This is a genomic window from Streptomyces sp. NRRL S-378, from assembly GCF_000720645.1.
Classification (GTDB): domain Bacteria; phylum Actinomycetota; class Actinomycetes; order Streptomycetales; family Streptomycetaceae; genus Streptomyces.
In genome coordinates, this window is record NZ_JOBX01000001.1 from 164,984 (window position 1) to 185,634 (window position 20,651).

General features: G+C 69.7%; 15 protein-coding genes. 4 read left to right on the forward strand and 11 right to left on the reverse strand.

Going from position 1 to position 20,651, the window contains the following annotated elements; genetic code table 11:
• Window positions 1-102: 102 nt before the first annotated feature.
• The 5 genes from IH80_RS0100825 to IH80_RS0100845 form a co-directional block, all read right to left on the reverse strand.
• The gene (locus tag IH80_RS0100825) at window positions 103-1,023 is read right to left on the reverse strand and encodes a zf-HC2 domain-containing protein (RefSeq protein ID WP_037878461.1); all 921 of its coding nucleotides are present in this window, start codon (window positions 1,021-1,023) and stop codon (window positions 103-105) included.
• Window positions 1,020-1,718 carry an RNA polymerase sigma factor SigM gene (gene sigM / locus IH80_RS0100830; RefSeq protein WP_030956785.1) on the reverse strand — a complete coding sequence of 233 codons (699 nt, stop codon included), beginning with the start codon at window positions 1,716-1,718 and terminating at the stop codon, window positions 1,020-1,022. Before sigM ends, IH80_RS0100825 begins: the two co-directional genes overlap by 4 nt.
• 97 nt (window positions 1,719-1,815) lie before the next feature.
• Complete coding sequence (locus tag IH80_RS0100835) at window positions 1,816-3,552, reverse strand: protein kinase family protein (RefSeq protein WP_030956787.1); 1,737 nt, start codon at window positions 3,550-3,552, stop codon at window positions 1,816-1,818.
• A gap of 117 nt (window positions 3,553-3,669) precedes the next feature.
• A complete protein-coding gene (murJ, locus tag IH80_RS0100840; RefSeq protein ID WP_030956789.1) occupies window positions 3,670-5,844 on the reverse strand; it encodes a murein biosynthesis integral membrane protein MurJ in 2,175 nt (724 codons plus the stop codon).
• Window positions 5,845-5,890: 46 nt separating this feature from the next.
• Complete coding sequence (locus tag IH80_RS0100845) at window positions 5,891-8,155, reverse strand: DUF6049 family protein (RefSeq protein WP_030956791.1); 2,265 nt, start codon at window positions 8,153-8,155, stop codon at window positions 5,891-5,893.
• A gap of 186 nt (window positions 8,156-8,341) precedes the next feature.
• Here IH80_RS0100845 and IH80_RS0100850 point away from each other — a divergent pair, with 186 nt between their 5' ends.
• A complete protein-coding gene (locus IH80_RS0100850; protein ID WP_030956792.1) occupies window positions 8,342-9,808 on the forward strand; it encodes a CCA tRNA nucleotidyltransferase in 1,467 nt (488 codons plus the stop codon).
• Between the two features lie 67 nt (window positions 9,809-9,875).
• On the opposite strand, the gene IH80_RS0100855 is transcribed toward IH80_RS0100850, so the two are convergent.
• The 3 genes from IH80_RS0100855 to IH80_RS0100865 all read right to left on the reverse strand — a co-directional run bounded on the left by IH80_RS0100855 (window position 9,876) and on the right by IH80_RS0100865 (window position 12,985).
• Window positions 9,876-11,144, reverse strand: coding sequence for an MFS transporter (locus tag IH80_RS0100855; RefSeq protein ID WP_030956796.1), 1,269 nt, complete (start codon window positions 11,142-11,144; stop codon window positions 9,876-9,878).
• 106 nt (window positions 11,145-11,250) lie between these two features.
• Window positions 11,251-12,333, reverse strand: a complete 1,083-nt coding sequence (locus IH80_RS0100860) for an inositol-3-phosphate synthase (protein ID WP_030956798.1) — start codon at window positions 12,331-12,333, stop codon at window positions 11,251-11,253.
• Between the two features lie 49 nt (window positions 12,334-12,382).
• Window positions 12,383-12,985 carry a PadR family transcriptional regulator gene (locus IH80_RS0100865; RefSeq protein ID WP_030839336.1) on the reverse strand — a complete coding sequence of 201 codons (603 nt, stop codon included), beginning with the start codon at window positions 12,983-12,985 and terminating at the stop codon, window positions 12,383-12,385.
• A gap of 275 nt (window positions 12,986-13,260) precedes the next feature.
• Between IH80_RS0100865 and IH80_RS0100870 the strand changes: the two genes are divergently transcribed.
• Entirely contained in the window at window positions 13,261-15,852 is a 2,592-nt protein-coding gene (locus tag IH80_RS0100870) for a transglycosylase domain-containing protein (RefSeq protein WP_030956800.1), read from the forward strand.
• A gap of 95 nt (window positions 15,853-15,947) precedes the next feature.
• Entirely contained in the window at window positions 15,948-17,408 is a 1,461-nt protein-coding gene (locus tag IH80_RS0100875; protein WP_030956801.1) for a glycosyltransferase family 87 protein, read from the forward strand.
• Between the two features lie 10 nt (window positions 17,409-17,418).
• Here the strand turns inward: IH80_RS0100875 and IH80_RS0100880 are convergent, their stop codons facing one another.
• From IH80_RS0100880 to IH80_RS0100890, 3 genes are all read right to left on the reverse strand, one after another.
• Window positions 17,419-18,450 carry an alanine racemase gene (locus tag IH80_RS0100880; RefSeq protein WP_030956802.1) on the reverse strand — a complete coding sequence of 344 codons (1,032 nt, stop codon included), beginning with the start codon at window positions 18,448-18,450 and terminating at the stop codon, window positions 17,419-17,421.
• A 73-nt stretch (window positions 18,451-18,523) separates the two neighbouring features.
• Window positions 18,524-19,642: a lipid II:glycine glycyltransferase FemX gene (locus tag IH80_RS0100885; protein WP_030956809.1), complete on the reverse strand. Its 1,119-nt coding sequence runs from the start codon at window positions 19,640-19,642 to the stop codon at window positions 18,524-18,526.
• 142 nt (window positions 19,643-19,784) lie between these two features.
• On the reverse strand, window positions 19,785-20,087 hold the full coding sequence (locus IH80_RS0100890; RefSeq protein ID WP_030956811.1) for a hypothetical protein: 303 nt from the start codon (window positions 20,085-20,087) through the stop codon (window positions 19,785-19,787).
• Between the two features lie 250 nt (window positions 20,088-20,337).
• Between IH80_RS0100890 and rpsF the strand changes: the two genes are divergently transcribed.
• Window positions 20,338-20,628, forward strand: a complete 291-nt coding sequence (rpsF, locus tag IH80_RS0100895) for a 30S ribosomal protein S6 (protein WP_004950685.1) — start codon at window positions 20,338-20,340, stop codon at window positions 20,626-20,628.
• The last annotated feature ends 23 nt before the right edge of the window (window positions 20,629-20,651 follow it).

A 20,651-nucleotide genomic window follows, 5' to 3' on the forward strand; every position in this document is an offset into this window, starting at 1 on the left:
CTGCGTGCTGCCTACCGGGGGCCGGTGCGGACTCTCACCCCACCCAACGGATCCTACGGCGCCCGCATTCCCCACCCGTCGCAGCGGACCTGAACGGGTCAGCTATCGGGGATAGGTGTTCTTCAGGAGGACCTTTCCCGGCGTGCCTGAAGCGGTGCTCTCGCACGTGGTGTCGACGAGGTAGGCGTCCACGCGGGAGGCGTCGTCCGGGTGCGGCAGGACGAGGAGGTAGACGGCAGCGCCCTGGTAGCTGCCGCGTTCGGCGGCGAGCGGGGCCTCGGAGCGGCTGGTGGCGTCCTGGACGCAGGGGGGAACCGCGGACACCGCCCGCTTGTCGCCGGGAGCGACACCGGGGGCGCCGGTGGTTTCCTCCACCCCGTACGTGTTGTTCTGCTCGCCGGGGTCGGTCTTGGCAGCCGCTCCGGAGGCGATGAGCCGCTGCACGCTGCCCTGCAGACCCTGTGCCGTGTAGGTACCGCCGGCAGCCGCGCTGGCGGGCGGGTGGGCTGCCGAGTCCGAAGCCGCGCTGTTGGGGTGGGGGGTGCCGGCGAAGTCGACGAAGAGGAAGACGCCGAGGGCGCATGTGGCGGCGCCGGCCAGGCCGCCGAGGACGGCCATCCGACGGCGGGCGCGGCGTCGCCCGGGACCGGTTGGGCCGGTCGGGTGACCGACGGGCGCTGTTTCACGTGAAACGGCGCGTTCCGTCGTGCGGGGACGGGGGGCCGGCGCGGCTTCGTCCCGCGGCTGGGTCGCGTCGAGCAGGGCCTCGGCGGCTAGGGCCGCGTCGATCCGTCCGGCGATGTCGCCGGGCATGCGGGCAGGCCCGGGCAGGGTGCCGAGGAGGCCGCGGATCTCCTCCAGGGAGGAGCGGACGTCGGCGCACAGGGCGCAGCCGTCGAGATGGCGGCGGATCTCCGCAGTCCGGGACGGGGAGAGCAGCCCTTCGGTCAGGTCGGAGATCTCCGAGACGTCCGGATGCCGGATCGTGCCGGTCGTGCCGGGCGTGCCAGTCGCAGGGCTCACGGTCGTCCACCTCCGCCCTTCACAGCGTCTGGGTCTGATTGCCGGGGTTCTGCTGCCGCTGGTGGGACGGGCGTGCCCGGCGTCCGGTTCCTTCCCCGCTCGGCGGTGGTGTTATCCCCGGCATTCGTGCGCAGATGAGTGAGGAGCGGCAGGAGTTTCGCCCGGCCGCGTGCACACCTGCTCTTCACGGTTCCGGTGGGCACTTCGAGGATGTCGGCGGCCTCGGCGACGGGGTATCCCTGCATGTCGACGAGGACCAGCGCGGCCCGCTGCTCGTCCGGGAGCGTCCTGAGTGCGGCCAGGAGCTGGCGGTGGAGGTCCTGGCGTTCCGCGGGTGCCTCTGCGGACTCATGGGGCTCCAGGAGACGCTCCAAGCGCTCCGTGTCGTCCAGGGGAGCGGTCCTGCGCGAGGCGGCCTTACGGGCTCGGTCGAGGCAGGCGTTGACGGTGATCCGGTGCAGCCAGGTGGTGACGGCGGAATCCCCGCGGAAGGTGTGCGCGGCCCGGTACGCGGAGACCAGGGCGTCCTGCACGGCGTCCGCGGCCTCTTCCCGGTCCCCGAGCGTCCGCAGCGCCACGGCCCACAACCGATCCCGATGCCGCCGCACCAGCTCTCCGAAGGCATCAGGATCCCCGGCCGCGTGCAGCGCCAGGAGATCCTGGTCGCTGGTGCCCTCGGCCTTCGCTTCGTGCATCACACCTCGCCTCCCCGGGGGAGATTACGGCCTGGGCTCGGGAAACACGAGGGTCCGCCGTGCCGGTGGCGCGGCGGACCCTGCGGGAACGGACCGGCTAGGAGGGCTTGCCCAGGACCCTGATCTCGTTGATGCCTCCGCGGTAGCCGCCTTCGCCGTCGGACGGCAGATCGGTGATGTGGATCAGGACGAACCGCGTGCGAACCGGCTTCTCGAGGGTGGCGGCCAGCTTCTTCGGCGCGACCTCCAGCTTGGTGAGCTGCTGGGAGAAGGCGGAGAGGGAGTTCGGGTTGGAGGCATCCTCGGGCGCGGCGAGGACCTGGACCTTCTGTCCCTCGACGTAGAGGTCCACGTCGAGCCCCGTCACGTCCTTGACCTTGCCCAGGTCCACGACGATGCCACTGCCGTCCTTGCGGCCGGGCAGGTTGCCGAGGTTCGAGTACCCGAGGTACTGCGGGGTGACCCAGCCCGGTTCCGCGCTGCCGTCGATGGCTTTCGCGGCGAGTTCGGGCTTCACCTGGTCGTCGCCGCCTATGGCGAGGACCCTGGCGTGTGCCAGCGGCAGCTGCTCGCCGGGCTCGGCCTTCGGGTCGTCGTCGGCCGTGCCGGGCTTGGTGTTGTTGCTCGTGCCGCTGTTGCCCTTCTGGGTGCCGCGTTCCAGGAGGGTGTCGGCCAGCTGCCAGCTGCCCAGGCCGAGGGCGGCAATGAGCAGGGCGGCGACGCCCCACTTCAGCGCGCGGCCGGTACGGCTCTGCAGGGGCGGCGGCGGAGGCGCGACGGGCAGGCTCTGGACGGTGGTCATGCCGACGGGCGTGGTGCGGCCGTAGCTGCCCTGCTGGTAGGTGGTGTGCTGGTATTCCGGCGGGGCCGTGAAGGCGGGCTCCGGCGGCCGGATGCGGGGCATCGCGGCCACGGCCTTGGACAGCTCTTCCGGGGTGGTGCAGGCCGGCTCCTGACGGGAGGCGGTGGCCCCGTCGTTGGCCAGAGCGCGCATGGCGAGCTCGCCCAGGCCCCGGTGGACGCCTGCGCGGACCTGGTCGGGGGCGATCAGGCCGACCCCCTTGGGCAGCCCGGCCAGGCCGTACGCGTCGCTCTCGTAGGGCCAGCGCTGGGTGAGGGCGGCGTACAGCAGGGCACCGATGGCCTCGGTGTCGGCGCGCTGCGGGGTCTCACTGGTGATCCCGCGCAGCGCCGCGTTCACGGCGAGGCCGCGGATGCGCCACTGGCCCGTGGAGGTGCGCAGTATGGCGCTCGGCGTCAGCCGCAGGTGAGCGAGGCCCTCGCGGTGTGCGGCTGCCATCGCCTGGGAGACCTGGCTGACGAGCTGGTAGGCCTCGTGGGCCTCCAGCGGGCCGGCGGCGAGCAGGGCGGTGAGCTCGGTGGCGTCGGGCAGCCACTCGTGGACGACGTAGACGAGGTCGTTCTCCTCCACGGCATCGAGCACCTGCACGAAGCGCGGGTCGCCGAGGAGCGCGGACGAGCGGGCGGCGGCCAGGACCGAGCGCGCCCGCGAGTGGTCGGAGGGCATGAGGTGCACACCCACGGCCCGGCGCAGCTTCTCGTCCATTGCGCGCCAACTGCTGAATCCGTCCACACGGGTGACGCACTCTTCCAGCCGGTAGCGTCTGGCGAGCTTGTGGCCGCTGTGGAGTTCGGGTGCGGCCGTGGAGGCCGTGTTCGTGCGTTCGCCGTCCTTGTCGGGCATGGGTCCGTCCGCGGCTCGTCCGTTCTGGGTGTCCACCCCGTCGGACGTGGCCCTCGCCGCCTGAGCGGCAGACGGCTCGTCACCGTCGTTGTCGGCCACGTCGACGGCAGCCGTGCTACGTTCCGCCACCGTCGTTCCTGCCTCCCCATCCGTTGCGCGCTGTAGGCCAGTCTGCGAAGCCATGCCAATTGTGCCCACAGTCCGACGCTATGCACGACACACGAAAGGGGGCGACGGTTGTGCGCATCAGCGCCCCAAACGTCCGCGGACCATTCCGACCATCGCGTTGAGCTCTTCGATCCGCATCCGCTTGGCGGCGATGAGGAAGACGGCAGCCAGGGCGATACCGCCGGCGACCAGGGCCGTGGCGGAACCGAGAACTCCGCTGCCGAGCCACTGGGTGACCCCGTAGGCGGCGGCGCCGGCCACCACGGCCGCCGGGACGCAGGCCCCGGTGAGGCGGGCGTAGGTCCGCATCACGTGGGCTCCGTCGAGGTCGCCGCCGAGCCGGGTACGCAGGCGGCGCCAGGCCACGCCGACACCCACGGCGTAGCCGAGACCGTAGGAGGCGGCCATGCCGACGACGGCCCAGCGGGAGGGGAGGACGAAGAAGGAGATCGCCGAGCCCGCCGCGTTGACGGCGGCGACGATGACGGTGTTGTAGAAGGGCGTCCGGGTGTCCTCGTAGGCGTAGAAGCCGCGCAGGACGACGTACTGGACGGAGTACGGGATCAGTCCGAGGCCGAAGGCCATCAGGACGTAGCCGATGTTCTGGGCGCCGGCGCCGGAGCCCGCGTACAGCAGGGTGGCCATCGGGACGCCGAGCGCGAGGAACGCGAAGGCGCAGGGCACGATCGCGACGGCCGAGGTGCGCAGTCCGTAGGAGATGTCGTCGCGGACCGCGGCGGCGTCCCCGTCGTGCGCGGAGCGGGAGATACGGGGCAGGACGGCCGTCATGACGGAGACGGTGATGATCGCCTGCGGCATCTGCCACAGCAGCAGTGCGTAGTTGTAGGCGGTGATACCGGTGCCGGGGTGGCCCTGCTTCTCGGCGACCGCACCGGCCCAGGTGGCGAGCTGGGTGACGATGACGAGGCCGACCTGGTTGGCGAGGACGAAGAAGAACGTCCACTTGGCCAGGCGGGCGGCCTTGCCGAGGCCGTGGCCCTTCCAGTCGAAGCGCAGGCGTGGCTTGAAGCCGGCGTCGCGCAGGTACGGGAGCATTGCGAGGGCCTGGACGGTCAGGCCGAGCAGAGTGCCCAGACCCAGCAGGCGGATGCCTTCCGGGGTGACCGTGGTGGCGTTGACGCCGGAGGTGGTGAAGCCGCCGAAGGCCCAGATGAAGGCGCCGAAGGTGGCGATGACCACGATGTTGTTGAGGACCGGGGTCCACATCATCGCGCCGAACCGGCCGCGGGCGTTCAGGATCTGACCGAGCACCACGTGCACGCCCATGAAGAACATGGTGGGCAGGCAGTAGCGCGCGAAGGCGACGGCCACGTCCATCTGCTGCGGGTCGGAGGCGATCTTCGGCGACATCATCGTGATGAACACCGGGGCGGCCAGGACGCAGATGGTGGTGATGCCGGCCAGCAGGACCACGACGAGGGTCAGCAGCCGGTTGGCGTATGCCTCTCCCCCGTCGTCGTCGTTCTTCATCGCGCGGACCAGCTGCGGGATGAAGACCGCGTTGAGGGCGCCGCCGCCGACCAGGACGTAGATCATCGTGGGCAGCGTGTTGGCGATCTGGTACGTGTCGTTGAAGGTGCCGACGCCGATCGCCGCGGCGATGACCAGGGTTCTGAGGAATCCGGTGATGCGGGAGACGATCGTGCCCGCGGCCATGAGTGCGCTGGACTTCAGCAGGCTCGCGGCGCGGCCGGCCGGCTTGCTCGGAGCCGGTGCCGCGACGGGGGCGTCCTCGGTGGGGGTACGGGGCGCCGCCTCCTGGTCCCGGTAGAGGTGGGCGAAGGCATCCGGTTCGGGCTGCTCCTCCGAGGCCCGTGTGACGAGGGAGTCCACGCCCACGAACTCGGTGGTGGCGGCACGGTCGCCGTACGGCAGGTGCCGTGAGGGGCCGTCCGGCTCCGGCGGCGGGGTCTGGGCCCAGACGCGCGGGTCGGGGGAGTACATGGGTGCGGTCGGGGCCGCGTAGAGCGGACCGGGCTCCTGGAAGGTGCCGGGGGGCGGCGGCGGGTGCGCGGCACGGTCGTAGAGGACCTCGCCGACGGGGTCCTGGGCGGAGAGGTCCTGGGACCGGTACGGGTCGTAGTCGTAGGCATCCTGGACATACGGGTCACGGTCAGGCGCGGGCGCGGGCAGGGGAACCTGCCCGGGCACCGGGGCGCCCGGGGCAGTGCCCTGGGAGGGCGCAGGCCCGCCAGTGCCCTGCGCGCGGTCACCGTCGTACGGCGCGTTCATCGAAACCCCACCTCATCGTCCCCAGGCCGACCGGCCACGGCATCGCTCAACGGTCCACTGTCTCACTCGTGCCGGACCCCTCGGTGCTTTGCGGTTCGGTGTCCGGGGACTCGTCACTCGGCTGCGTGCTCTCCTCGGCGGCGGCGCGGGCCGCGACACGCTTGCGACTGGCGTACATCTTGATGCCTGCCAGGACCAGGAGGAGCACGCCGCCGGCGATCACGAGCATCACGGTGGGAGTGATCTCGGTGGCCTCCACGGTGAACCGGCGTTCCTTGCCGTAAGGAATGCCGTCCTTGGTGAAGAGCTGCGCGGTGACCTCGACAGGTCCGCTCGCGGTGGCGTTGGCGGGGAACTTCACCGTCTGGGTGTGGTCTCCCTGCACGGTGACCTGCTGCTCCGCCTGGCCGCTGTCGCCGAACATCAGGCGGGACGGGTTGGCGGACTTCACCCGCAGGACCAGGTCGTGCACGTCCTGCACGAGGCTGTTCTGGACGCTGACCGGGATGGTGGCGCTGTGTCCGGACAGGGTGGCGTCGGACTTGGGGATGACCTTGACCTTCTCGGTGAGACCGATCAGGTATTCCTGCACCTGGTCCCGGTAGAGGCGGGCCTCGTCGGGGCGTCCTCGCCAGGAGGCCGACATCTCCCGGTTGATGGTGTTGCCGAAGGGGATCTCCACGCGGTCGGGTGCGGCGAGGATCACCTTGAAATGGTCGAGCGTGTTCTGGGTGGTGCGGATCTTCTCGAAGGCCGACACCGGCAGCTCCTGCTTGCGCAGGTCCTCCGGGTACTGGCCGGCGCCCGGCACCTGGGTGGCGGCGCCGGGGTCGGGCTTGGCGGCGGCGGCCGCCTCGAGGTCCGCCGGCTGCGTCCAGCGGCCCCCCTGGAGGCCGCGCACGGCGGCGGCCATCGTCTGCGCCTGGCTGACGGTCGGCGTCCGCTGCGGGGCCACGACGAAGCTGCGCTGCTCGTCGGTCTTCTGCAGGTTGAGCGCGAGGCTGTGGGCGAGGAACCGCTGTACGGCGAGCGTGGAGCTGCCGGCGTTCAGCATGTCGCCCTCGAAGGCGGTGGACAGCTCGGCGTCCGCCACGACGGCGGTGGTGCCGGCCCCGATGGGGCGGGCGGCCGACGGGGTGTAGCCGAGGGCGCCGCTCTCCACGAGGCTGTCGCTGCGGGTCAGGACGTTGTGGGCGCCGGCCGAGGTGGCCACGTTGACGATGGCCGGGTCGATGGCGCCGTTCACGGGCCAGGAGAAGTCGGTGGACGCGGGGACGTGCAGGACGGTCTGGACGGCGGCCTTGGCCTTGTCGGTGGCAGGGCGCAGCTGTCCGAGGGTGCCGGAGACGTCCTTGCCGTGGTGTGCCAGGGAGGCGAGGTCGGGGTCGGCGAAGGGCAGGGCGACGACCTTCTTGCCCTGGACGGCCGCCTCCAGTGAGCTCAGCCACTGTTCGGCGACGGCCTTGTTCTTGCCCTGGACGGACTTCCCGTTGGCGGTGCGGACCCGGTAGCCCTTGGTCATCGCGTCGACCGTGTACAGCAGGTCGGGATCGATGACCCAGGTGATCGGCAGGTCCTTGCCGAGCGTCACCATCTGTTCCAGGCGGCCGCCGGGCTTGATCTCCTCGGAGAGGGAGTCGTCGAGGAAGACCGGCGTCTGGAGCTCGTCCGACCCGGTCTCGGCCGTGACGCGGGTGGTGGAGATCAGCGGCCACACGTAGGTGAGCTGCGAGCGCTTGGCGGCCGCCTCGGGCTGCCAGGGCAGGAAGGTCCGCTTGATGCCCAGCACCTGCTCGGACGGCCGGCTGTCGGTCACCCCGGACAGGGAGACCCCGAGCTGGTAGACGCCGTCCTTGTCGAGCTCGAGCTTGTTCACCGGGACGGTGAGGGTGAAGTTCTGGGTGACCTTGGACGGCAGGGAGGCGATCTTCACGGCGTAGGCCGAGTCGATCTCGCCCGGGTCGGTGCCGGCCCGGAAGCCGTTGCGGTCCGCCGTCTCGTCGATGGACGAACGGTCCGTGAGCGCGGGTCCGACCCGCAGCCCGACGTGGGCGTCGGTGATCGTCTCGGAGCCGGTGTTGACCACCGTGCCCTGGATGGTGAGGGTGTCGCCCTTCACCGGGGCGGTGGGGGCCATGGAGACCAGCTGGACGTCGACGGAGGAGGTCTGCGCGGCCTCGGCCTGTGGAGCGGGGGCGTAGACGAGAGCGGCCAGCACGGGGGTCCCGGCGAGCAGGACGATCGCGCGCCGCAGCCATCGGCGCCGGACAGGGGCGGGGGAGGCCCCTTGGATGTCTGCCGCCTCGGCCACGCGCTAGCCCGTCCCTAGAAGTGTCAGTGGTCGTCTTTTGTGCGTCCACGAATGGTAACGAGGTGCGCTGTGTGCGAGTGCCGCCCCTTGCTCCACATGATCGGCACAGCCCCACCGCGGCCGGGTACCGGGGTCGCCGATAAACGGGGCGGTCCCGGGTGGGCCGGGCACGTACCCTTTTCTGTTGTGCCGAACGCCAACGAAGACAATCCCAGTGCCCTGAGTCAGGTGCAGCGCCGCGCGGTCAGTGAACTGCTGCGGGTCGCTCCTGTCGCCGACGAGCTCGGCCGCCGGTTCCAGGAGGCGGGCTTCCGCCTCGCCCTGGTCGGCGGGTCCGTCCGCGATGCGCTGCTCGGGCGTCTCGGCAACGATCTCGACTTCACCACCGACGCCCGCCCCGAGGACGTCCTGAAGATCGTCCGGCCGTGGGCCGACTCGGTCTGGGACGTCGGCATCGCCTTCGGCACCGTCGGGGCCCAGAAGAACGCGCGCGTCGGAGACGTCGTGCGGAACTTCCAGATCGAGGTGACGACGTACCGCTCGGAGGCCTACGACCGCACGTCGCGCAAGCCGGAGGTCTCCTACGGCAACTCGATCGACGAGGACCTCGTGCGCCGTGACTTCACGGTCAACGCGATGGCCCTGGCCCTGCCCGAGCAGGAGTTCATCGACCCGCACGGTGGCCTGGACGACCTGGCCGCGGGTGTGCTGCGCACCCCGGGAACCCCTGAGGACTCCTTCTCCGACGATCCCCTGCGAATGCTGCGGGCGGCGCGCTTCTCGGCCCAGCTGGACTTCGAGGTCGCCCCGGAGGTCGTGGCGGCGATGACGGCGATGTCCGACCGGATCGAGATCGTCTCGGCCGAGCGGGTCCAGGGCGAGCTGAACAAGCTGATCCTCTCCGCCAACCCGCGCCGGGGTCTGGGACTGCTGGTGGACACCGGGCTGGCCGACCGGGTGCTGCCCGAACTGCCCGCCCTGCGGCTGGAGAGTGACGAGCACCACCGGCACAAGGACGTCTACGACCACTCGCTGATCGTGCTGGAGCAGGCGATCGCGCTGGAGGAGGACGGCCCGGACCTCGTGCTGCGGCTGGCCGCCCTGCTGCACGATATCGGCAAGCCCCGCACCCGCCGTTTCGAGAGCGACGGCCGGGTCTCCTTCCACCACCACGAGGTGGTGGGCGCGAAGATGACCAAGAAGCGGCTGACCGCGCTGAAGTACTCCAACGACATGGTCAAGGACGTGTCCCGGCTGGTCGAGCTGCACCTGCGCTTCCACGGCTACGGAGACGGGGAGTGGACGGACTCCGCGGTGCGGCGCTACGTCCGTGACGCCGGCCCGCTGCTGGACCGCCTGCACAAGCTGACCCGGTCCGACTGCACCACGCGCAACAAGCGCAAGGCCAACGCGCTCTCCCGCACCTACGACGGGCTGGAGGAGCGAATCGCACAGCTGCAGGAGCAGGAGGAGCTGGACGCGATCCGGCCCGACCTGGACGGCAACGAGATCATGCGCGTCCTGGACGTGGGCCCGGGGCCGGTGATCGGCAAGGCCTACGCCTTCCTGCTGGAGATGCGCCTGGAGAACGGCCCGATGGGCCATGACGCCGCCGTCGCCGCGCTCAAGGAGTGGTGGGCGGCCCAGGCCTGACCCGCGGGAGGCGGTGCCGATGTTCACGTGAAACATCGGCACCGGCGGTCCCGGCTTCGCCGATGTTTCACGTGAAACATCGGCTGCGTCGGCCGAGGAGCACCGCGGTCAGGGCATAGAGGACGGACACGCAGGCGAGCAGGACCACGGACCGCCCGTCCGCGGGGAGCATCAGGGCGGCCACCGCTGCCGCCCCGACGAAGGCGACGTTGAACAGCACGTCGTAGACGGAGAACACCCGGCCCCGGTAGTCGTCGTCCACCCGGGACTGCAGTTCGGTGTCGGTGGAGATCTTGGCGCCCTGGGTGGCGAGGCCCAGGACGAACGCGGCGACCAGCATCGGACCCGGGGCGAAGAACAGGCCCAGGGCCGGCACCAGGACGGCGGAGCCCGCGGCGCAGGCGGTGATCCAGCCGAGGGTCCCCAGCCGCCCCACCAGCCACGGGGTCACGACGGCGGCTGCGAAGAATCCCGCTCCGGAGGCGCCGACCGCGATGCCCAGGAGGGCGAGCCCGTCGGCCTCGTTGTCCGACCAGGCGTAGCGGCAGAGCATCAGCAGCATGACGAACAGGGCCCCGTAGCAGAACCTCATCATGGTCATCGCGGTGAGTGCCCGGGCCGCCCGGCGCCGGGAGGCGAGGTGGCGGAGGCCTTCGGTCATGCCCCGCACGGTGAGGGCGATGCCCTGGGCCACCGAGGGGTGGGCCTGCCCAGCGGAGTGGTCGGGACCGAGCAGCCCGATGGCCAGTCGCAGGGAGACGAGGGCCGCACACAGATAGAGGCAGGCCCCGAGCAGTACGACGAGGGCATTGGAGCCGGATGCGAGCAGCCGGACGAGGAAGGCCAGTCCTCCGCCGGCCACGGCCGCGAGGGTCCCCGCGGTGGGGGAGAGTGCGTTCGCGGTGACCAGCTGATCGGCTCCGACGACGCGGGGCAGCGAGGCGGCCAGCCCGGCCAGCACGAAGCGGTTGACTGCGGTCACGGACAGCGCCGAGGCGTAGAACAGCCAGTCGGGAACGTGGGCGACGATCAGCACCGCGGTGATGCAGGCGAGGAAGGCCCGCAGCAGATTGCCGTAGAGGAAGACCTGGCGGCGCCGCCAGCGGTCGAGCAGCACCCCGGCGAAGGGGCCGATCACCGAGTAGGGGAGCAGCAGGACCGCCATGGCCGAGGCGATGGCCGCGGGCGAGGTCTGCTTCTCGGGGGAGAAGACGACATAGGTGGCGAGCGCGACCTGGTACACGCCGTCCGCCGCCTGGGAGAGCAGCCGTACGGCGAGCAGGTTGCGGAAGTCCCTCAGGCGCAGGAGTACGCGCAGATCACGTACGACAGGCATGAGGGAAAGGGTCACATACGCGGAGGGTCCCCGGGCACATTGCCCGGGGACCCTCCGCGGAAGAACAACCGAAGTCCAGGTGTCGACAGGACTCTCGGGGCTTCGACTAGCGCTCGACCTCGCCCTTGATGAACTTCTCGACATTGGCCAGGGCCTCGTCGTCGAAGTACTGGACCGGCGGGGACTTCATGAAGTAGCTGGACGCCGACAGGATCGGGCCGCCGATGCCGCGGTCCTTGGCGATCTTCGCGGCGCGCAGGGCGTCGATGATGACACCGGCGGAGTTCGGGGAGTCCCACACCTCGAGCTTGTACTCGAGGTTCAGCGGGACGTCGCCGAAGGCGCGGCCCTCGAGGCGGACGTAGGCCCACTTGCGGTCGTCGAGCCACGCGACGTAGTCGGACGGGCCGATGTGGACGTTCTTCTCGCCCAGCTCGCGGTCGGGGATCTGCGAGGTGACGGCCTGCGTCTTGGAGATCTTCTTCGACTCGAGGCGGTCGCGCTCGAGCATGTTCTTGAAGTCCATGTTGCCGCCGACGTTGAGCTGCATGGTGCGCTCAAGACGGACACCGCGGTCCTCGAACAGCTTCGCCATCACGCGGTGTGTGATGGTGGCACCGACCTGGGACTTGATGTCGTCGCCGACGATCGGGACACCGGCCTCGGTGAACTTGTCGGCCCACTCCTTGGTGCCGGCGATGAAGACCGGGAGGGCGTTGACGAAGGCGACCTTGGCGTCGATGGCGCACTGCGCGTAGAACTTCGCCGCGTCCTCGGAGCCGACCGGCAGGTAGCAGATCAGGACGTCGACCTCACGGTCCTTGAGGACCTGGACGACGTCGACCGGGGCCTCGGCGGACTCCTCGATCGTCTGGCGGTAGTACTTGCCCAGACCGTCGTAGGTGTGGCCGCGCTGAACGGTCACACCGGCGTTCGGGACGTCGCAGATCTTGATGGTGTTGTTCTCGCTGGCGCCGATGGCGTCCGAAAGGTCGAGGCCGACCTTCTTCGCGTCGACGTCGAACGCGGCGACGAACTCGATGTCACGCACGTGGTAGTCGCCGAACTGGACGTGCATCAGCCCGGGGACCTTGGACGCCGGGTCGGCGTCCTTGTAGTACTCGACGCCCTGCACCAGCGAGGCGGCGCAGTTGCCCACGCCGACGATGGCTACGCGAACCGAACCCATTCCGGTTGCTCCCTGTTTGTTCTCGGACGAGGTCTGCAAGATGCAGTCCTCATTTTTCGGTTTCGTCGGACGGACCTGATCGTCGCCGATCCCGTCCCGCCCGCTCACTCTCGATGAGCTCGTTCAACCAGCGCACTTCGCGCTCCACGGACTCCATGCCGTGCCGCTGCAGCTCAAGCGTGTAGTCGTCGAGGCGCTCCCGCGTTCTGGCGAGGGAGGCGCGCATCTTTTCCAGGCGCTCCTCCAGCCGGCTGCGGCGGCCCTCCAGCACCCGCATGCGCACGTCTCGTTCGGTCTGGCCGAAGAAGGCGAAGCGGGCGGCGAAGGACTCGTCCTCCCAGGTCTCGGGGCCCGTGTGGGAGAGGAGCTCCTCGAAGCGCTCCTTACCCGCGGCCGTCAACCGGTAGACGATCTTGGCGCGGCGCCCTGCGAGTGAAGCGGCGAGAGCGTCTTCCGGGGCGTTGCCCGGTTCTTCGATCAACCAGCCGTTGGCGACGAGCGTCTTGAGGCAGGGGTAGAGCGTCCCGTAGCTGAAGGCCCTGAACACTCCCAGCGAGGTGTTGAGCCGCTTGCGCAGCTCGTAGCCGTGCATGGGGGATTCGCGGAGCAGCCCGAGGACGGCGAACTCGAGGATGCCGGAGCGTCTGCTCATCCGCCTGCCTCTCCTCCACCCCTGAGTCCTTATGTCGAGCTGATGTATCGACTCGATACATCCAGACGATAGAACGGGCTGCCTTCATCGACAAGGGGAGACATGGTGACCGGCATCACATCACCGATTCGCACCAGGCAGGTTGCCTGATTTGGGGTGAACTTCGGCACTGGGCGGGTTTTGAGCGTGCGTAGTCTGTGCGCCATGACACCGGGGGGAACCGGAATTGATCTGCCGCTTCCAGGCCACTCGCCTGCCCGAGGAGTAGTCGTTCGATGAGCGAGCACCGCCGCAAACCGCCGCAGCCCCAGGGCGGGGGGCGGGCCTCTGCCCGCCGCGCCGCCCCGCCGCGCCCCGGCAGGGGTGCCCCGGCCGGACGTGACGTCCCCACCGCGTCACACAGCGGCCCCTACGCACAGCAGCCCGCGCAGGGCAGTCGCGCCGATGCCCGCCGGGCCGCGCAGAGAGGATCCTCGGGCCGTGGCAGAGGAAGCGCCGGCAGCGCACGCGGTGCGGGCCGTCCGGACAAGCGGCTGATCAACTACCCGCGCTCCGACCGGGACGGCTGGAAGCGCTTCGTGCCCTCCTGGAAGCTGGTGTCCGGCACCGCCCTGGGCTTCTTCGCGGTCATCATCGCCGGTACCGGCATCGGCATCGCCATGGTGAGCACGCCCGACCCCAACAAGGCGGCCCAGGCGCAGAACAACGTCTTCTACTGGGCCGACGGCAGCCAGATGGTGGCGACGGGCGGTTCGATGAACCGGCAGATCGTCCCCATCTCGAGCATCCCCCGGTCGATGAGGGACGCCGTGATCGCGGCGGAGAACGAATCCTTCGAGACCGACAAGGGCGTGGACCCGATGGGCATCGCCCGCGCCGTATGGAACATGGGCACGGGCGGCTCCACCCAGGGCGGCTCGACCATCACCCAGCAGTACGTGAAGAACACGTACCTGGACTCCGACCAGACGCTCAAGCGCAAGGTCACCGAGCTCTTCATCGCGATAAGGCTTGGCGTCACGGAGGAGAAGGACACGGTCCTCGCGGGCTACCTCAACACCGCCTACTACGGGCGGGACGCCTACGGCATCCAGGCTGCGGCCCGCGCCTACTTCGGCAAGGACAGCCAGGACCTGAACCCCTCCGAGTGCGCCTTCCTCGCCGCCGTGCTCAAGGGACCCAACCTCTACAACCCGGACGGCGGCATCGGTGCCGCCGCCACCCCCGTCCTCAACGAGGACCGGGCCCGCAAGCGCTGGGCCTGGGTGCTGGACCGCGAGGTCGAAGTGGGCCGCATGGACCCCGCGGAGCGGGCGAAGTACACGGAGTTCCCGGCGCGCGTCGAGTCGGAGCAGGCCCGCGGCATGACCGGTCAGATCGGCTACCTGGTCGACACGGCCAAGGCGTACGTGATGAAGACCAAGGGCATCACCGCCGAACAGATGGCCATGGGCGGCTACCGGATCAAGACCACCTTCGACAAGCCCAAGGTGGACGCCATGACGAAGGCGGTCGAGGACATCCGCGCCGGGCTGATCGACGAGAAGAAGCGCCCGGAGACCGACACCTTCGTACAGTTCGGCGCCGCCTCCGTGGACGTGAAGACCGGCGCGCTCGTGGCCCTGTACGGCGGCCCGGGCTGGGACAAGAAGTACTTCAGCAACAACGCCAACACCAGCGGCGTCCCGGTCGGCTCGACCTGGAAACCGTACGTGCTGGCGGCGGCCATGGAGTACGGCACCCAGAACTCCAACGGCAAGGGCATCTCGGTCGACAGCAAGTACCAGGCGAACGACCTCACGGTGATCAACAACCGTGACGGCAAGCCGCTGCGCGACTCCTCGGGCAATCCGTTCAGGCAGAAGAACGAGAGCCCGACCGCCTTCGGGTACGTGACCCTCAACGAGGCGATGGAGAAGTCCATCAACGTCCCGTTCGCCCAGCTCGTCTTCGACGTCGGCCACGACAAGGTCAAGAACGTGGCGAAGTCCACGGGCATCCTCGAGGAGTCGATCAACCCGAACAACGACGCCTCCTTCGCCCTGGGCACCTCCACCCCCAGCGCCATCCGCATGGCCGACTCGTACGCGACCTTCGCCGCCTCCGGCATGCACCGCGAGCCGTACTCCGTGACCGCGGTCGAGAAGAACGGCGAGAAGCTGACCGGCTTCGAGGCCCCCAAGGACCAGCGGGCCATGGACAACGCGGTCGCGGACAACATCACCAAGGTGCTGCAGAACGTCGTCGAGAACGGCACCGGCAAGAAGGCCAAGAAGCTGGGCCGGCCCGCCGCGGGCAAGACCGGCACCACGGACGAGAACAAGTCGGCGTGGTTCGTCGGCTACACCCCGGAACTGTCCACTTCCGTGGTCCTCTTCCGCACCGACCCCAACTCGGCCGAGAAGAAGTTGATCTCCATGAAGGGCGTGGGCGACATCCCCTCCCTGCACGGTGGTGACATCCCGGCCGAGATCTGGACCGAGTACATGGGCGAGGCCCTCAAGGGCGCCCCGGTCAAGGACTTCCCGGAGGCGGAGGACATCGGTGTCACAGCCGACTCCGCCGGCGCCCCCTCCCCGACGCCCGCGGCACCCGTGACGCCGTCCCAGTCCCCGTCCTCGCTCCCGCCGAGCAGCCCGCCGCCGTCCCCGACGCCGTCCAAGGGCGGCCGGCCGTGCAAGCCGTGGGAGCTGTACTGCGACCCGGACACCACGCGCGGGACCACCGACGGAGGCACGAACAGCGGCAGCACGAGCGGGATCATCGGCGGACCCAGCGGATCGCCGTCCCCGTCGCCCAGCGGCAGACCGGGCCGCCCGGGCGGCCTGACCGGAGGGTCCACCACCACCGGCAGCACGCAGGACTGATCCACCCCACCGCCCCGTGGACCGAGGAAGGCCGTCGCACCCGTCCGTGCGGCGGCCTTCCCCCGTGCCGGTCCCCGTACGGCAGGATGACCCCCATGACGAAGGTGCACGAGGACCGCCCCGTACGGCCCACGCAGCAGGACGAGGTCGCCGCAGCCGGCAGCGAGCTCATCGGCGGCCCCATCGGCCGCTACGCCCGCCTCGGCGGACACTGGCTGGGACCGGTGCGCGTCGTGGCCCTCATCGCCATCGGCATGTTCGCGCTCGGCATGGTGCAGAAATTGCCCTGCTACGACTGGGCGTGGTTCCAGGGCGCGACCTCGCAGTACACCCACGCGTGCTACTCCGACATCCCGCACCTGTACGCGGTCCGCGGCTTCGCCGACAACCTCACGCCCTACTTCGACCGGCTCCCCGGGGACATGGAGTACCTGGAGTACCCGGTGCTCACCGGTCTCTTCATGGAGATCGCCTCCTGGCTGACCCCCGGCAGCGGCTCCATGCAGCACCGCGAGCAGATGTACTGGATGGTCAACGCGGGCATGCTGATGGCCTGTACCGCCGTCATCGCCGTGTGCGTCGCCCGCACCCACCGCCGCCGGCCCTGGGACGCCCTGCTCTTCGCCCTCGCGCCCGCCTTCGCCCTCACGGCGACGATCAACTGGGACCTGCTGGCCATCGCCCTGACCGCGACCGGGATGCTCATGTGGTCCCGGGGGCGGACGGTCCTCTTCGGGGTCTTCATCGGTCTGGCGACCGCGGCGAAGCTCTACCCCGTCCTGCTCCTCGGGGTCCTGTTCGTCCTGTGCTGGCGGGCCGGCACGTGGCGTGCCTTCGGCGGGGCGGCCCTGGGCGCGGCCGGTGCCTGGCTCGTGGCGAACCTGCCCGTCATGCTGTTCGCCTGGGAGGGCTGGACGAAGTTCTACACCTTCAGCCAGGAGCGGCCCATCGACTTCGGCTCCGTCTGGCTGCTGATCTCCCAGCGCTCGGGCAACCCGCTGCACGACGCCAACACCTACGCGACCGGGCTGACGCTCCTGCTGTGCGGGGCCATCGGACTGCTCACCCTGACCGCCCCCCGCCGCCCCCGCTTCGCCCAGCTGGCCTTCCTGGTCGTCGCGGCCTTCATCCTCTGCAACAAGGTCTACTCACCGCAGTACGTGCTGTGGCTGATCCCGCTCGCCGCGCTGGCCCGGCCGCGCTGGCGGGACTTCCTCATCTGGCAGGCCGGCGAGGTCGTCTACTTCCTCGGCATCTGGTTCTACCTCGCCTACATCAACAGCGGGGACAAGCACCAGGGGCTGCCCGTGGAGGGCTACCAGCTGGCGATCGCCGCCCACCTGCTGGCCACGCTGTACCTCTGCGCCGTCGTCGTCCGCGACATCCTCCTCCCGGAGCACGACGTCGTACGCCGGGACGGCTCGGACGACCCCTCCGGCGGCGTCCTGGACGGCGCCGAGGACGTGTTCGTGCTGTCGGACGCAGCGAGGGCGCCGCGGTACGCGACGCCCTCGGAGGGACAGCGGGTCGACTGGGGCACCGGCCCCGGGAACTGACCGGGACGGCTCAGGAGTCGAGCATCCGGTCGAACTGCGTGGTCGTGTGGCGCAGGTGGGCGACCAGCTCGTCGCCGACCTTCGGCTCGGCCGCGTCGGCCGGCACGAAGAGGATCGACACCTGCATGTGCGGCGGCTCGGCGAACCAGCGCTGCTTGCCCGCCCACACGAACGGCGACAGGTTCCTGTTGACCGTGGCGAGGCCCGCCCGGGCGACACCCTTGGCGCGCGGCATCACACCGTGCAGCGCCTTCGGGGCCTCCAGACCGACACCGTGCGAGGTACCGCCGGCGACCACGACCAGCCAGCCGTCCGAGGCGGCCTTCTGCTGGCGGTAGCCGAACCGGTCCCCCTTGGCCACGCGGGTGACGTCGAGCACCGATCCGCGGTACTCGGTCGCCTCGTGGTCGCCCAGCCACAGCCGGGTGCCGATCCGGGCCCGGAAGCGGGTCTGGGGGAACTGCTGCTGGAGCCGTGCCAGCTCCTCGGCCCGCAAGTGGCTGACGAACATGGTGTGCAGCGGCAGGCGGGCCGCGCGCAGCCGGTCCATCCAGCCGATGACCTCCTCCACGGCGTCCGAGCCGTCCGGGCGGTCCAGCGGCAGGTGCAGGGCGAAGCCCTCCAGCCGCACGTCCTCGATCGCACCGTGCAGCTGGCCCAGGTCCTGCTCGGAGATGCCGTGGCGGCGCATCGAGCTCATGCACTCGATGACCACGCGGGCGCCGACCAGGCTGCGGACGCCTTCCAGCGAGGACACCGAGCGGATGACCCGGTCCGGCAGCGGCACCGGCTCCTCACCCCGGCGGAACGGGGTGAGGACGAGCAGGTCGCCGCCGAACCAGTCCTTGATGCTGGCGGCCTCGTACGTCGTGCCGACCGCGAGCACGTCGGCGCCCATCCGGGTCGCCTCCTCGCACAGCCGCTCGTGGCCGAAGCCGTAGCCGTTGCCCTTGCAGACCGGGATCATCCCGGGGAACTGGTCCTGGACCTGCTTCTGGTGCGCACGCCAGCGCGCGGTGTCGACGTAGAGCGTGAGCGCCATGCCCGTCCGGAACCTCTCCGATGAAGCTGCGCGGTGCAGCGGGACTGTGTGGGGAAAGCGGGGTGGATCTGGGTCAGCGACGCGACATGTAGATGTCGAGCGCCTTGTGCAGCACCTTGTTCAGCGGGAAGTCCCACTCGCCGACGTACTCCACGGCTTCGCCGCCGGTACCGACCTTGAACTGGATCAAACCGAACAGGTGGTCGTTCTCGTCCAGCGTGTCAGAGATTCCGCGCAGGTCGTAGACGCTGGCACCGAGTGCGTAGGCGTCGCGCAGCATCCGCCACTGCATCGCGTTCGAGGGCCGGACCTCACGCTTGTGGTTGGCGGAGGCGCCGTACGAGTACCAGACGTGCTGGCCGACGGTGAGCATCGTGGCGGCGGCCAGCGGCTCTCCCTCGTGCGTGGCGATGTACAGGCGCATCCGGTTGGGGTCCTCGGAGTTGAGGGCCGTCCACTGGCGCTGGAAGTAGCTGAGGGGGCGCGGGCGGAACTTGTCGCGCTCGGCCGTGATCTCGTAGAGGTGCTGCCAGGTCGGCAGGTCGTCGTAACCGCCCTGGACGACCTCGACGCCGGCCTTCTCCGCCTTCTTGATGTTGCGGCGCCACAGCTGGTTGAAGCCCTTGAGGACGTCGTCCAGGGAACGGTTGGCGAGCGGTACCTGGAAGACGTAGCGCGGCTGGACGTCGCCGAACCCGGCGCCGCCGTCCTCAGCCTGCTGCCAGCCCATGCGGCGCAGCTTGTCCGACACCTCGAAGGCGCGCGGCTCGATGACCGAGGCCTCCACGTCGCGCAGGCGCTTGACGTTCGGGTCCTGGATGCCGGCCTTGATGGCCGCCGAGTTCCAGCGGCGGATGACGACGGGCGGGCCCATCTTCACCGTGAAGGCGCCCTGCTGCTTGAGGTGGGCCAGCATCGGCTGGAGCCACTCCTCCAGGTTCGGGGCGTACCAGTTGATGACCGGGCCCTCGGGGAGGTACGCGAGGTAGCGCTTCACCTTGGGCAACTGCCGGTACAGCACGAGTGCGGCTCCGACGAGTTCATCGGACTCGTTGAACCAACCGAGGTTCTCGGAACGCCACTCGTTCTTGACGTCGGCCCACGCCGGGACCTGGCAGTGGCTCGCCGAGGGCAGGCTCTGGAGGTAACCCAGATGCTGCTCTCGGCTGATGGTCCTCAGGGACAGGCTCATGTCGGGGCGTCTCCTCGGCGGCTTCGCTGGCTATGGCGCGAAGCCTACTGCGACAGGGGCGCCACCCTTCTGGGGGACGGGCCGTGGTCCCGGGCCGGAGTGCGGCCGGCGCCCTGCCGCGGAGGTGCCGCGGGCAGCAGGGTCAGCCCCCGAAGAGGCCGCCGTGGAACATGCCGAGGTAGAAGCCGATGGCAGATGCGCCAAGGCCGATGATCAGCGCGAAGCGCTCGCGTGTCGTGACGGAGACGAACTGTCCGTACGCGCCGGTCAGGATTCCGATCAACCCGGCCCACGAGCTGATCAGGTGCAGGTTGTGGAAGAAGGCCGTGACGAACGCCACGACGCCGAGGGTCAGAGTGACCGCCATCAGGGCGTCCTGCAGCGGATGGGGCTTTCCGTCGGTCGAGAGCAGGGAGATCTGAGGGGACCGCATTGCCTGTGCCATCGGAAGGCACCTCCTGGCTGAAGCTGGCGGTGCTGCGGGCTGCCTCCGGCAGGGGGCCGGGGGCATAGCACCGAGCACACCCGATGGATACAGATTGTGGCCCTCTCCTGCCGGATTTCAACCGGAAGGACGCGAGCAGGTAGTCTGTACAGCTGCGCGGTGTCTGCTCTGCGGACGCCGTGCTCACGCATCACGACCCTCCTGCCACGGAACGACCGTGGCCGCTGAGTCCAAAGGAGGTGGGTTCCACATGCGTCACTACGAAGTGATGGTCATCCTCGACCCCGATCTCGAGGAGCGCGCTGTCTCCCCGCTGATCGAGAACTTCCTCTCCGTCGTCCGTGAGGGCAACGGAAAGGTCGAGAAGGTCGACACCTGGGGCCGTCGTCGTCTCGCTTACGAGATCAAGAAGAAGCCCGAGGGCATCTACTCGGTCATCGACCTCCAGGCCGAGCCTGCGGTCGTCAAGGAGCTTGACCGACAGATGAACCTGAACGAGTCGGTTCTCCGGACCAAGGTCCTTCGCCCCGAGACCCACTGAACTTCGGTTCAGCGGTAATCGGG

Bases quoted from the DNA above. Each gene is read 5' to 3' on its own strand.
- IH80_RS0100870 (WP_030956800.1), top strand. From the start codon at position 13,261: ATGAGCGAGCACCGCCGCAAACCGCCGCAGCCCCAGGGCGGGGGGCGG.
- IH80_RS0100855 (WP_030956796.1), bottom strand. From the start codon at position 11,144: ATGCCTGTCGTACGTGATCTGCGCGTACTCCTGCGCCTGAGGGACTTC.
- murJ (WP_030956789.1), bottom strand. From the start codon at position 5,844: ATGAACGCGCCGTACGACGGTGACCGCGCGCAGGGCACTGGCGGGCCT.
- rpsF (WP_004950685.1), top strand. From the start codon at position 20,338: ATGCGTCACTACGAAGTGATGGTCATCCTCGACCCCGATCTCGAGGAG.
- sigM (WP_030956785.1), bottom strand. From the start codon at position 1,718: ATGCACGAAGCGAAGGCCGAGGGCACCAGCGACCAGGATCTCCTGGCG.
- IH80_RS0100860 (WP_030956798.1), bottom strand. From the start codon at position 12,333: ATGGGTTCGGTTCGCGTAGCCATCGTCGGCGTGGGCAACTGCGCCGCC.
- IH80_RS0100890 (WP_030956811.1), bottom strand. From the start codon at position 20,087: ATGGCACAGGCAATGCGGTCCCCTCAGATCTCCCTGCTCTCGACCGAC.
- IH80_RS0100875 (WP_030956801.1), top strand. From the start codon at position 15,948: ATGACGAAGGTGCACGAGGACCGCCCCGTACGGCCCACGCAGCAGGAC.
- IH80_RS0100865 (WP_030839336.1), bottom strand. From the start codon at position 12,985: ATGAGCAGACGCTCCGGCATCCTCGAGTTCGCCGTCCTCGGGCTGCTC.
- IH80_RS0100885 (WP_030956809.1), bottom strand. From the start codon at position 19,642: ATGAGCCTGTCCCTGAGGACCATCAGCCGAGAGCAGCATCTGGGTTAC.
- IH80_RS0100880 (WP_030956802.1), bottom strand. From the start codon at position 18,450: ATGGCGCTCACGCTCTACGTCGACACCGCGCGCTGGCGTGCGCACCAG.